Here is an 11,493-nt window from a genome sequence, read left to right on the forward strand (position 1 = left end):
GGGCACACTGGGTAGCCGTGAAGTCCCCCGCACCGCGCACTCAGCTTCTCGTCGGCGGCCGCATCTACAGCGCCAGCGCCCCCGACGCCACCTCGATGGCCGTCACCGACGGGCAGATCGTGTGGGTGGGGGAGGACCGGCCCGGCCGCGCCCTGCATCCGGACGCCGAGATCGTCGATCTCGGCGGGGCGTTCGTCGCACCCGCCTTCGTCGACACCCACGTGCACGTCACCGCGCACGGCCTGGCCCTGACCGGTCTCGACCTGTCCGGCACCCGGTCCCGCGACGAGGCGCTGCACCGGGTGCGCGACCACGCCGCCCGTCACGCCGGCGCCGTGGTGTGGGGGCACGGCTGGGACGAGACCCGCTGGCCGGACCCCGCCGCCCCCACCACCGACGACCTCGACGCCGCCGCCCCCGGCCGCGCCGTCTACCTCACCCGCGTCGACGCCCACTCCGCGGCCGCCTCCACCGCGCTGCGCGCCGCCGCCGACCTCGCCGGACTCGACGGCTACCACCCGCAGCGGCCGCTGACCGCGGCCGCGCACCACGCGGTCCGCGCCGCCGCCCGCGCCCTGCTCACCCCGGACGAGCGGGCCCGGGCCCGGGCCGCCGCCCTCGACGACTACGCGGCCCACGGCATCGTCGCCGTGCACGAGTGCGGCGGGCCGGACATCGCCGGCCGCGACGACTTCGCCGAACTGCTCGCCACCGACCACGGGGTGCAGGTCCGCGGCTACTGGGGAGAGGCCGTCACCACCGCCGAGCAGGCCCGGGCGCTGCTCACCGCCACCGGCGGGCACGCCCTCGGGGGCGACCTGTTCGTCGACGGCGCCCTCGGCTCCCACACCGCGTGGCTCACCGCGCCGTACACCGACCGCCCCGGCTGTTGCGGCACCGCCTACCTCACCGTCGAACAGATGGCCGCGCACCTGCGGGCCTGCACCGAAGCCGGCATCCAGGCCGGCTTCCACGTCATCGGCGACGCCGCCGTCGACGCCGCGGTGCAGGCGTTCGCCGCGGTCGCCGCCGACCTCGGCGGCCCGGCCGTCGCGGCCCGCGGACACCGGCTCGAACACCTCGAGATGGTCACCGCCGCGCAGGGCGAGCGGCTCGGCAGCTGGGGTGTGATCGCCAGCATGCAACCGAGCTTCGACGCGCTGTGGGGCGGACCGGACCGGCTCTACGCCACCCGCCTCGGCGCCGGCCGCGCCGCCGGCCTCAACCCGTTCGCCCCGCTCGCCGCGACCGGCATGTCCCTCGCGTTCGGCTCGGACGCGCCGGTCACCGCGGCCCGGCCGTGGCCGATGCTGCGCGCCGCCGTGCACCACCGCACCCCGGGCAGCGGGATCTCCCCCCGCGCCGCGTTCGCCGCCGCCACCCGTGGGGCGTGGCGCGCCGGCGGGGTGCGGGACGGAATCGCCGGCACCCTCGATCCCGGGGCACCCGCGTCGTACGCGGTCTGGGACGCGGGCGAACTCGTGGTCAGCGCACCGAAGGACAGTGTGCAGCGCTGGTCCACCGACCCGCGGTCGCGGGTGGCGCCGCTGCCGAACCTCGAGCCGGGCACGCCCGACCCGGTGCTGCTGCGCAGCGTGCACCGCGGCCGCGTCGTGTACGCCCGGTGATCGGCGCGCGCGCCGCCGCCCGGCCGGTGGTGGTCCGCAGCGTCGCCGCCGTCACGGCGGGGCTGCTGTTGTTCGCGAGCTTCCCGCCGCGTCCGCTGTGGTTCCTCGCGCCGCTGGGCATCGCCCTGCTCACCGGGGTGCTGGGGGCGCCGGCGCTGCGCCGCCGTGCCGGTTTCGGCTACGGCTGTCTCGCCGGCCTGGGATTCTTCGTGCCGCTGCTGCCGTGGGTCGGGGAGTACGTGGGCCCGGTGCCGTGGCTGGCGCTCGCCGCCGCCGAGGCGGTCTTCGTCGGCCTGTTCGGGGTGGTCGCGGTGCAGGTGCGGGCCCTGCCGGGGGCACCGGTGTGGATCGCGGCCGGCTGGAGCCTGACCGAGTACCTGCGGGCGAGCGTGCCCTTCGGAGGGTTCCCCTGGGGCCGGCTCGCGTTCGGGCAGCCGGACGGGCCGCTGGTCGGTCTCGCCGCGGTCGGCGGTGCGCCACTGGTGTCGTTCGCGGTGGCGCTGACCGGCACGGGGCTGTGGGCGTGCGCGCGGGCCGGGCTGCGTTACGCCCGCGGGCACCGGGAGAAGTCACCGCTGCTGCGGGCCGCGGCAACGACCGTCGCCGCGCCGCTGCTCGCCCTGGCGACCTGGCCGGCGCTGCCCGCCCCCGAGTCGGGCGAGCGCACCGTGACGGTCGCCGCGATCCAGGGCAGCGTGCCGCGGCTCGGTCTGGACTTCAACGCCCAGCGCAAGGCCGTGCTGAACAACCACGTGGCGCGCACCTTCGAGCTGGCCGATCGGGTGCGGGCAGGCACCGCGCCGCGCCCGGACGTGGTGATCTGGCCGGAGAACGCCTCCGACATCGACCCGTTGCGCAACCGCGACGCCGCCGCCGACATCGGCGCCGCGGCGGCCGCGGTCGGCGCCCCGATCCTGGTGGGCGCCGTGCTGGTCAACGGGGACGGCACCACGACCAACTCGGTGATCGTGTGGGATCCGGCGACCGGGCCGGGGGAGCGGCACGACAAACGCATCATCCAGCCGTTCGGCGAGTACCTGCCGTACCGCTCGTTCTTCCGGCTGTTCTCCGAATACGCCGATCGGGCCGGGCACTTCGTGCCGGGCAGCGGCGACGGCACCGTCCACGCCGCCGGCATCCCGATCGGGGTGGCCACGTGCTACGAGGTGGCGTTCGACCGGGCCCTGCGGGACTCGGTGCGCGCCGGCGCGCAGCTGCTGGCTGTGCCCACCAACAACGCCACGTTCGGTGACACGGAGATGACCTACCAGCAGCTGGCGATGTCCCGGGTGCGGGCCGTCGAGCACGGCCGCGCCGTGGTGGTGGCCGCCACCAGCGGGGTCAGCGCCGTGGTCGCGGCCGACGGCACGGTCACCGCGCGCAGCGCCCTGTTCGTGCCCGAGGTACTGGTGGCGCAGGTGCCGCTGCGCACGACGGCTACGCTGGCTACTCGGCTCGGACCGATCCCGGAGCTCGTGCTCTGCGTCGGGGCCGTCGCCGCCGTCGGCGTGGCGCTGGTGCGCACACGCGGGCGGAGCACCACCGTGCCGGCCGCAGCCGGCACCGCGAGATGACCGGCCGCCGGCCGGTGCGACAGGAAGGACCTTCGATGGCAGCGGCGACGCCGGCCGGGAACGACAGCGCGCCGAGCGCCCGGACCCTGGTGATCATCCCGACGTACAACGAACGTGACAACATCGGCCTGATCGTCGGCCGGTTGCACGCCGCGCTGCCGCACACGCACGTGCTGATCGTCGACGACGGCAGCCCGGACGGCACCGGAGACGTCGCCGATCGTCTCGCCGCGGCGAGCGAGGGCCGCATCCACGTGATGCACCGCACCGAGAAGAACGGTCTCGGGGCCGCCTACATCGCCGGTTTCCGATGGGGACTCGAGCGTGGCTACACCGTGCTGGTGGAGATGGACGCCGACGGCAGCCACGCCCCCGAGCAGCTGCACCTGCTGCTCGAGGAGATCGACGCGGGCGCCGACCTGGTGCTCGGCTCGCGGTACGTGCCCGGCGGCACGGTCGTGAACTGGCCGTGGCATCGGGAGGTGCTCTCCCGCGGCGGCAACATCTACTCGCGGCTCGCGCTGGGGGTGCGGATCCACGACATCACCGGCGGCTACCGCGCCTACCGGCGTGAGGTGCTCGAGCACCTCGATCTCGCCGCGGTCGCCTCGCACGGCTACTGCTTCCAGGTCGACCTCGCCTGGCGGGCCGTGCAGGCCGGGTTCACGGTCGCCGAGGTGCCGATCACCTTCACCGAGCGGATCATCGGCGAATCGAAGATGAGCGGCAGCATCGTGCAGGAGGCCCTGATCAAGGTCACCGTGTGGGGCGTGCGCAACCGGTGGGCGAAACTGCGCGGCCTGCTGCGCCGCTGAGCCGCGCGCGGGCGGGGGTGGACGGTCGACGACCGGCCACCCCGATTCGGGCGCCGGGGCTCATTCGGCGTTCTTGACCTCGATCTTCTTCCCGGCCTCCTGCTGTTCGGCCAGACCGATCGAGACGGTGAGGATGCCCTTGGCGTAGGACGCCTCGACGTCGTCGTCCTTCGCACCCGGCGGCAGGGTCACCGAACGCCGGAACGAGCCGTAGTGGAACTCCGAGCGTCCCCCCTCGGATTTCTCCTCGGTCCGTTCGGCCGTGATCTCGAGCTGTCCGGCGTTGATCGAGACGTCGATGTCCTTCTCCGGGTCGAGGCCGGGCAGCTCGGCCCGCACGACGTACCGGCCGTTCTCGACACGGTCCTCGACCCGGATGAGGTTGCCGCCGAGAGCGGGACGTAGACCGGCGAAGGGGAAGGCGTCGAAGAACTCGGACAGGTCCGGGAACACCGAACGGGAACGGCGCGCTGGCACAGTGGACATGTCTGCTCCTCTCCTGGAAGCGGATCCACGGAAGGTGGTTCCGTGTCCATTCGACTCTGTGCGGGGCGCAACCGACAGGGCCGGAAGTCCCGACCCCCCGCACCCCGAACGTTCGCACCCGGGACGTTATCCAAACGATCGTTCGCACTCACCGGACGCAGGCTACGAACGTTCGTCGGCCGGGTCCGGGTCGGGTCGGCCGCGTTCGCGCCGCAGTTCCGCGACCTGCATCCGCAGCTCGGCGATGTGGACCCGCGCCTCGCGCAGCTGGGTGGCCCGCTCGTCGGCCAGTTCGGCCCGCACCATCGCGAGATCGGCCTCGAGTTCGGCCACCCGCTGCCAGGCCTCGGCGGCCGAGCGCAGTGCCTCGTCGCGTTCGGTGCGCAGCCGGCTCGCCGCGAGGTCCACCGCCCCGGGGCCGGCCGTGCGGGGCGGATCCGGGACGGCGCCGAGGCGGGTGTCCGCGCGCTCGGGCGGCGACTGGGGCGCCGGCCGGGGTGGGTCGGGGGTCGCAGCCGGTGGTGCCGGGGTGGCGGTCCGGCGCTGGCGTTCGCGCCAGGCGCGCGCACGTTCGGCGCTGTTGGCGTACTGCTTGCGGCGGCCGCCCGTCGCGGGGGTTTCCCCGATCGGTGTGCCGGGCGACGGGGATGCATCGCTCACCACCGCAGATTACCAGGGCGAACCCGCCTCGAACGTTCGAGGGACGACGCCGGATCACGACTCGGGCATCATTCCGAACGTTCGAATCGTTCGTTCGATATCGATCGTTCTACCAGGTGACGGGCAGCTCGTCCGCGACGCCCAGTTCGGCGCACAACCGGCGGATCGCACTGCAGTCCTGCACCACCCGCCGCGGGGGCGCCGCGGCCACGTCCGCGAGCATCTCCCGCCCACCCGGAACGCGCTCCGCGTCCACGACGGCCGCCCAGGTGCCCAGATCCGAGCCGGTGAACGCCTCGATTCCCGCAGCCAGGGCCGCGAGCAGCTGCGCCCGGTCGCCGGGCCCGAGCTCGGTGAACACCATCTTCAGCAGTTCCGCGGCGAGGGAGGCGTGACTGAGTTCGTCCCGCCGGTGCAGCGCCACCGTCGTGCGGTTGACCGGCTGCAGGTCCGCATCCTCGGTCATCAGACCGAGGAACGCGCTGATGGAGGTCTCGGCGACGGTGGTGAACGCCAACCGGACCAACGCCTGTGCCCGCGGATCCGGCGCCGCCGCCACCGCCGCCCGGTGCTCGCGCACCGTCCGGCACGGGGGCAGCGCCGACTCGGGCATGCGCCAGCCGCGGCGGCGGCGGATCACCGCGCTCGCGTTCAGGTGCATGAGGGTGTGGTACTGCTCGTCGACCATCGCCTGCAGCACGCCCGTGGTCACGGTGTCCGACGGTCCGACCTCGAAGAAGTCCGTCGTGATCAGCGCGAAACCGGGGTTGACCACGTACTGCTCGATGTCCATGACATTTTTGTTGTACGCAATCCAGCCCCAGCCGCGCAGCCGGGCCCGGTGCTCCTCGTCCAGGGCGCGGTACCCGGGGTGGGCGTGGAACGGCACGAGCTCGTCCGGGAAATCCAGCCGGCCCGGATCGAACAGCTCGTCCAGATCCGGTTCACTCTTCTTCACCGTGGCGCGCCGCCCCCACGACCGGGCCAGCCCCCGCACGACGGCGCTCTCGACGACGTCGTGCGGATCGTGGTCGGGCAGCGCGGGCGCGAGCAGCGGACCCTGCGAGGCGGGCAGTTCAGGCTCGGCCATGACGGCTCTCCGTTTCCTCGTGCGTCAGCTCCGCGAACAGTTCCGCACACAGCTCACGGTACCGGTCGGTGTCCGCCCCCAGCGGCGTTCCCGCCCGCTCCAGCAGGTCCGCGAACCCGGCCACCGATCCGGTCTCGACCACCGCCTCGAGCTCGTCGAGGGAGGCCCGCAGCGCCGACCGGGCGGCCGCCGCGTGCGGATTGCCGGCCTGCACGTCGAGATACACCTCGGGGGCGCCGCCGGCGATCCGCGCCAGCAACGCCCGCAGCAGCACGTGGGGCGGCGGGGCGGTCGCGGCCGCCACGGACGGGGGCACCCCCAGCCGCCCCAACGCCAGCCCGAACGACAGAACGGCCGCGTGCGTGGCCGCCTGGGTGGCCGCCGCGACCCGGTCGTGGTCGTCCGCCGTCATCCGCACCACCCGCGCCCCCCACCGGTCCAGCGCCGCGAGCAGCGCGTCGACGGCCGGGCCGGGCCGGTACTCGACCGCGGCCACCGGCCGCCCCGCCATACCCAGCGCCGGCGCGAACATCGGGTTCAGTCCGACACACTGCGCAGGCCACCCCCGCTCGCGTCCCGCCCGCGCCCACGCCGACTTCACCGACAGCGTCTCCACCAGCACCGCGTCCGGCGACAGCAGCGGACCGAGCCGGGCGGCGGCCGCCAGCGCCGTGGCCTCGGGCACGGCCAGCACCAGCATCGACGCGCACCGCACCGCGTCCCGCACGACCGCGGTGGGGGCGGTGACATCGTCGCGCAGTGCACCGGGATCGTCGCCGGCGGCCGGGTCGACCACCAGCACGGCGGCGCCGTCGCGGCGCAGCGCCTCACCCAGCATCCGGCCGACCGCGCCGGCACCGCCGACGACCACGACGAGGCCGGTCGTGTCGCTCACGCGGGGGGACCGTCCTCGGCGGGGTCGTTCATCGACAGGGTGCGGCGCATCGCCACCGCCTTGACCATCGTTTCCTCGAGTTCGTCCGCCGGGTCCGACAACGCGACGATGGCGCCGCCGATGCCGAAGCCCACCTCGTGTTCGGTGGCGACCATGGTGCGGATGACGATCGACAGGTCCGCCGCTCCCGTCGGGGACAGGTAGCCCAGCGCACCCGAGTACACACCGCGGGGGCCGTCCTCGAGCTTGTCGATGATCTCCATGGTGCGCAGCTTCGGCGCCCCGGTCATCGATCCTCCCGGGAAGGCGGCCCGCACGCAGTCCACCGCGGTCGCATCCGGACGCAACGTCCCCCGCACCGTGGAGACCAGCTGGTGCACCGCCGCGTACGTCTCGACGTCGAACAGCTTCGGCACGTGCACCGAGCCGGGTACGCACACCCGCGACAGGTCGTTGCGCACCAGGTCGACGATCATCAGGTTCTCCGACCGGTCCTTCTCGCTGTCGAGCAGGCTCTGCCGCAACGCCCGGTCCGCGTCCTCGGTGGTGCCGCGTGGCCGGGTGCCCTTGATCGGCTTGGATTCGACCACCCCGTCCGGGCCGATCCGCAGGAACCGCTCCGGCGAGGCACTGAGCACCGACACCTCGGGGAACCGCAGCAGGGCACTGTACGGGGTCGGGCTCAGTTCGCGCAGCGTCTCGTAGGTGCGCAGCGGATCGACACGGCGCTCCACGGTCGCCGCATTGGTCAGGCACACCTCGTACGTCTCGCCGCTGCGGATCTCGGCGATCGACTGGGCGATCAGCTCGAGGTAGCGCTGCGGCTCGTGCCGCAACCGCACCCGCGGATCCTGCTCCGCCCGCACCAGCGGGGCCGCGACCGGCGCCGCGGCGGACTCGGCCAGGGACTCGAGCACGGCAGCGGTCGCGTCGAACCATGCGGTCGTGGCCGGCTCCCCGGCCCGCTCGCTCAGCGCCAGCAGGTAGCAGCAGCGTGTCTCGTGGTCGAGGACCACGGCGCGGTCGGCGAAGACCATCGCCGCGTCCGCGATGGGGGAGGTGTGCACGAGCTGCCCGCCGGTGTCGGCCTTGAGTTCGTACCCCAGATAGCCCACGTAGCCCAGGGCGAACGCGAACGGCAGGTCGGCGCGCCGGGCGACCGTGCGCTCGGCGAGGCGGCGGTCGACGTGGTCGAAGAAGGTGGTGTGGAACTCGGCGGTCGGGTGCCCGGCGCGCTGTTCCCGCACCAGGGTCTCGGCGACGCTGTAGGTGACGAACTCGGCGCGCGGACCCGACCCGTCCCCGAGGATGGAGAACCGCGAGTTCGGTTCGGTGGCGGCGCTGCCGTCGAGCCAGAAGCTGTGCGGGCCGTCGGCGAACAGCGTCTCGAACACCCGCTGCGGGTCCGGGTGGTGGTCGATCCGGCGGCTTTCGAGGATCAGCGCGGGCGGCGGTGCCGGCGGCGCGGGCGGCGGGACCGGCTCGGGGGGGTGCGGCCGGGCCGGGGTCGCGTCGCGGAAGTTCGCCAGCAGCTCGCGGCCGTATTCGGTGCAGATCGACTCGGGGTGGAACTGCACCCCCCACAGCGGCCGGGTCCGGTGGGCGACCCCCATGAGGAGCCCGTCCTCGGTCCAGGCGACGGCCTCGAGGTCGTCGGGCACCCGGTCGACGACCAGCGAGTGGTAGCGCACCGCCGCGAACGGGGAGGGAATGCCGGCGAACAGTCCGGTGCCGGTGTGCCGGATCCGTGACAGCCGGCCGTGCACCGGCTGCGGTGCCCGCACCACCTCGCTGCCGAACAGGTTGCACAGGCCCTGATGACCGAGGCACACCCCGAGCACGGGCAGACCGGAGTCGAGCAGGGCGTGCGAGCTGATACCGAAGTCGCGGGCCCGGTCGGGGCGGCCCGGCCCGGGGGAGACGACGATGTTGTCGAACCGGTCCAGATCCAGCGACTCCCACGGGGTGTCGTTGCTGACGACCGTGGGCGGGACACCGTTGACCTCGGCGAGCAGGCTGTAGAGGTTGTAGGTGAACGAGTCGTAGTTGTCGATCAGCAGGGTGCGGATCGAACCGGGGGGCGGCGGCGCGGCCATGACCGGTCTCAGGTCCGGGTCTCGCGCAGTTCGGCCGGTGCCGCGCCGGGACCGTCGATGATGAGGTCCTCGACCCGGCACGCCTCCGCGATGAGCAGCGCGTACAACGAATGCAGGAATTCCGGCGACATGTCGTTGCGGTGCGCGTAGGACTCGGCGCGGGCATGCACGACCTGCATCCGGCCCGGCTGCAGCATCGGGATGGCATGCCGCTGTTTCAGGTGCGCGATGCGGGCACAGATGCGCAGCCGGTCGCGGACGGTGTCGAGGAGCCGGGCATCGACCCGGTCGAGTTCGGTGCGCAGCCCGTCGAGCAGGTGGTCCGGTGCGGATTCGGCGGTGGCGACCGCCGGGTGGTCGTTGCTGTTGTCCATTGCGTTTCGCCCCCTGTACCGCGTCCCGAAACCCCAGGGGGTCATTCCGTTTCGCGTCGTCCGAGGTCGCCGGTCCGAGAATCCGGCCGGTGTTCGATCATGATGACACGCGGGCGGAGCCGCTGTCGGCGTTTGATCTATTTGTGCCGTGCGTGCAACACGGCCGACGCGGCAGGACGCGCACCGCCCCCTCGGTACGCACGAGGCCGCCCCCGGGACGGATCCCGGGGGCGGCCTCGTGCGTACCGGTCGACCCGGTGTCAGGCGCCGCGCCGCTTGGTCTTGAGCAGTTCGAGACGCTCCTTGAGCAGCTCGTCGAGCTCGTCGATGGAGCGGCGTTCGAGCAGCATGTCCCAGTGGGTGCGCGGCGGCTTGACCTTCTTCGCCTCCGGTGCCGCGCCCTCGACCAGGGTGCCTTCCAGGCCGTTCTTGCAGATCCAGGTGCCGGGGATCTCCGCCTCGTCGGCGAACGGAACGTCGAACTCCTCGCCGTTGTCACAGCGGTAGCGGGCGATCCGCCGCGGCGCCAGATCGTGGTCACGGTCGGTCTCGTAGCTCACCGCCCCGAGCCGGCTGCCTCGCAGTACACGATCTGCCATGGTGGTGTCCTCTCTTGTGTGCTCCGCCCGGTGCGCTCGCCTCCGGGGCGAACGCGCGTCCACAGTGCGGTCGACATCGGCGGATGCCGGCCACTTCTGTCAACGCACACGCGGTCGAATCGGTTCCCGACCGCCCCGCGGTCGTGGGCGCGGGTGAGTCTACCGCCCCGGCCGCGGTGGCTCCGGCGGGCGGTAGGGTGTGCGGCCATGATCGGACGTACCCGTGAACCGGAGAACTGCCTCTGGTGTGGCCGTCCGGTCGCCGACGCCCCGCTCGGGCGGCGCCGCCGCTATTGCCGCCGGTCGTGCCGCCAGCGGGCCTACGAACAGCGCACCCTCACCCGGGAAGCGGGCCTGCCGGAGGACGCGGTGGTCCTGACCGCCGAGGAGGCGAGCGCCGTCGCCGACCGTGCCTTCGAGGTGCGGTGCGCGGCCGAGGACGTCGCGACCGCGGTGGGTGAGGGCGCCGGTCCGGCGGAACTGGCGGCCCTGTGCGACGAGCTGGTGCGCCTGGCCCGCGCCGCCGAACGGCTCCGCTGAGCCGGCCGCCTCAGGCGAAGAACGCTCCCATCGTGTACACCACCTGGCAGAAGGTGCCGTCGACGTACTGCACGGATCCGAACAGCGCCGACAGCACCGGGCCGGTGCCGGTATCGAGGGTCTTCGACAGCTGCGGCACCCCGCCCACGGTGTCGTCGAGGGTGTCCACGCCGCCTCGGAAGTTCTCCATGTTCAGCCACACGAACTTCAGGTCGGCCCGCGCGGGCAGGGTGGGGATCGTGGGGGAGACGAAGATCTTCAGCTGGCCGATCTGCACCGGGGGCACCGCGTTGGGGCCCGGCTGGGCCCAGCCGGTGGTCATCGCGTACGGGGTGAAACCGCCGCCGCAGCCGAGCCCGAACGTGGGGGCGGGCTGCATGAACGGCTGCGGGGTGTTGCGCGGGGGCGGCTCGAACAACGCCGGGGTGCGGGCCGCGTCGAGCAGCGACTCCACCGCCCGCAGCGCCTCGGGGGACTCCGCGGCCGCGGCGGCGCGCAACGCGTCCGGCGGCAGCCCCGGGGGGTCGGGTTCCGCGACGGCGTGAGCGGGCACGGCCACCGCCGCAGCGACCGCGGCCGCGGCGGTGAGCGAACGAACGGTCCATCGGCGCTGCTGCATCCAGAGCTCCTCGAGGATGGGACGGGCACGGGCGACGGCGTGGTCGGCTCGACAATAGGGGGGGCCGGGGCCGGCGCGGGCCGTTTCCGGAAACCGGACCGAAAAGCGGGTCCCGAA

At 73.5% G+C, this 11,493-nt stretch carries 12 protein-coding genes; 4 read left to right on the forward strand and 8 right to left on the reverse strand.

What is annotated here, in order from left to right; genetic code table 11:
• Nucleotides 1-17 precede the first annotated feature (17 nt).
• From QYS60_RS12265 to QYS60_RS12275, 3 genes are read left to right on the forward strand one after another with little or no spacing between them, the layout of a single operon-like run.
• The gene (locus tag QYS60_RS12265; RefSeq protein ID WP_371383285.1) at nt 18-1,628 is read left to right on the forward strand and encodes an amidohydrolase; all 1,611 of its coding nucleotides are present in this window, start codon (nt 18-20) and stop codon (nt 1,626-1,628) included.
• Nucleotides 1,625-3,202 (forward strand): apolipoprotein N-acyltransferase, encoded by a 1,578-nt coding sequence (gene lnt / locus QYS60_RS12270; RefSeq protein ID WP_371383286.1) that lies wholly within the window; start codon nt 1,625-1,627, stop codon nt 3,200-3,202. Before QYS60_RS12265 ends, lnt begins: the two co-directional genes overlap by 4 nt.
• 35 nt (nt 3,203-3,237) lie before the next feature.
• Nucleotides 3,238-4,017, forward strand: a complete 780-nt coding sequence (locus QYS60_RS12275; protein ID WP_371383287.1) for a polyprenol monophosphomannose synthase — start codon at nt 3,238-3,240, stop codon at nt 4,015-4,017.
• Between the two features lie 60 nt (nt 4,018-4,077).
• Here the strand turns inward: QYS60_RS12275 and QYS60_RS12280 are convergent, their stop codons facing one another.
• The 7 genes from QYS60_RS12280 to QYS60_RS12310 all read right to left on the reverse strand — a co-directional run bounded on the left by QYS60_RS12280 (nt 4,078) and on the right by QYS60_RS12310 (nt 10,217).
• Nucleotides 4,078-4,503, reverse strand: a complete 426-nt coding sequence (locus tag QYS60_RS12280; protein ID WP_003937237.1) for an Hsp20/alpha crystallin family protein — start codon at nt 4,501-4,503, stop codon at nt 4,078-4,080.
• 162 nt (nt 4,504-4,665) lie between these two features.
• On the reverse strand, nt 4,666-5,163 hold the full coding sequence (locus QYS60_RS12285) for a hypothetical protein (protein WP_371383288.1): 498 nt from the start codon (nt 5,161-5,163) through the stop codon (nt 4,666-4,668).
• A gap of 109 nt (nt 5,164-5,272) precedes the next feature.
• Nucleotides 5,273-6,253 (reverse strand): diiron oxygenase, encoded by a 981-nt coding sequence (locus QYS60_RS12290; RefSeq protein WP_371383289.1) that lies wholly within the window; start codon nt 6,251-6,253, stop codon nt 5,273-5,275.
• Nucleotides 6,240-7,148 carry a prephenate dehydrogenase dimerization domain-containing protein gene (locus tag QYS60_RS12295; RefSeq protein WP_371383290.1) on the reverse strand — a complete coding sequence of 303 codons (909 nt, stop codon included), beginning with the start codon at nt 7,146-7,148 and terminating at the stop codon, nt 6,240-6,242. Before QYS60_RS12295 ends, QYS60_RS12290 begins: the two co-directional genes overlap by 14 nt.
• Nucleotides 7,145-9,244, reverse strand: coding sequence for an aminodeoxychorismate synthase component I (gene pabB, locus QYS60_RS12300; RefSeq protein WP_371383291.1), 2,100 nt, complete (start codon nt 9,242-9,244; stop codon nt 7,145-7,147). Before pabB ends, QYS60_RS12295 begins: the two co-directional genes overlap by 4 nt.
• Nucleotides 9,245-9,252: 8 nt before the next feature.
• Nucleotides 9,253-9,618, reverse strand: coding sequence for a chorismate mutase (locus tag QYS60_RS12305; protein WP_371383292.1), 366 nt, complete (start codon nt 9,616-9,618; stop codon nt 9,253-9,255).
• Between the two features lie 260 nt (nt 9,619-9,878).
• Nucleotides 9,879-10,217 carry an RNA polymerase-binding protein RbpA gene (locus QYS60_RS12310; RefSeq protein ID WP_003937243.1) on the reverse strand — a complete coding sequence of 113 codons (339 nt, stop codon included), beginning with the start codon at nt 10,215-10,217 and terminating at the stop codon, nt 9,879-9,881.
• 207 nt (nt 10,218-10,424) lie between these two features.
• Between QYS60_RS12310 and QYS60_RS12315 the strand changes: the two genes are divergently transcribed.
• Complete coding sequence (locus QYS60_RS12315) at nt 10,425-10,757, forward strand: hypothetical protein (protein WP_371383293.1); 333 nt, start codon at nt 10,425-10,427, stop codon at nt 10,755-10,757.
• A gap of 10 nt (nt 10,758-10,767) precedes the next feature.
• Here QYS60_RS12315 and QYS60_RS12320 read toward each other — a convergent pair whose 3' ends face one another.
• A complete protein-coding gene (locus QYS60_RS12320; RefSeq protein WP_054375003.1) occupies nt 10,768-11,376 on the reverse strand; it encodes a hypothetical protein in 609 nt (202 codons plus the stop codon).
• Nucleotides 11,377-11,493: the final 117 nt, after the last annotated feature.

Source organism: Rhodococcus sp. GXMU-t2271 (genome assembly GCF_041414735.1).
Classification (GTDB): domain Bacteria; phylum Actinomycetota; class Actinomycetes; order Mycobacteriales; family Mycobacteriaceae; genus Rhodococcus; species Rhodococcus indonesiensis.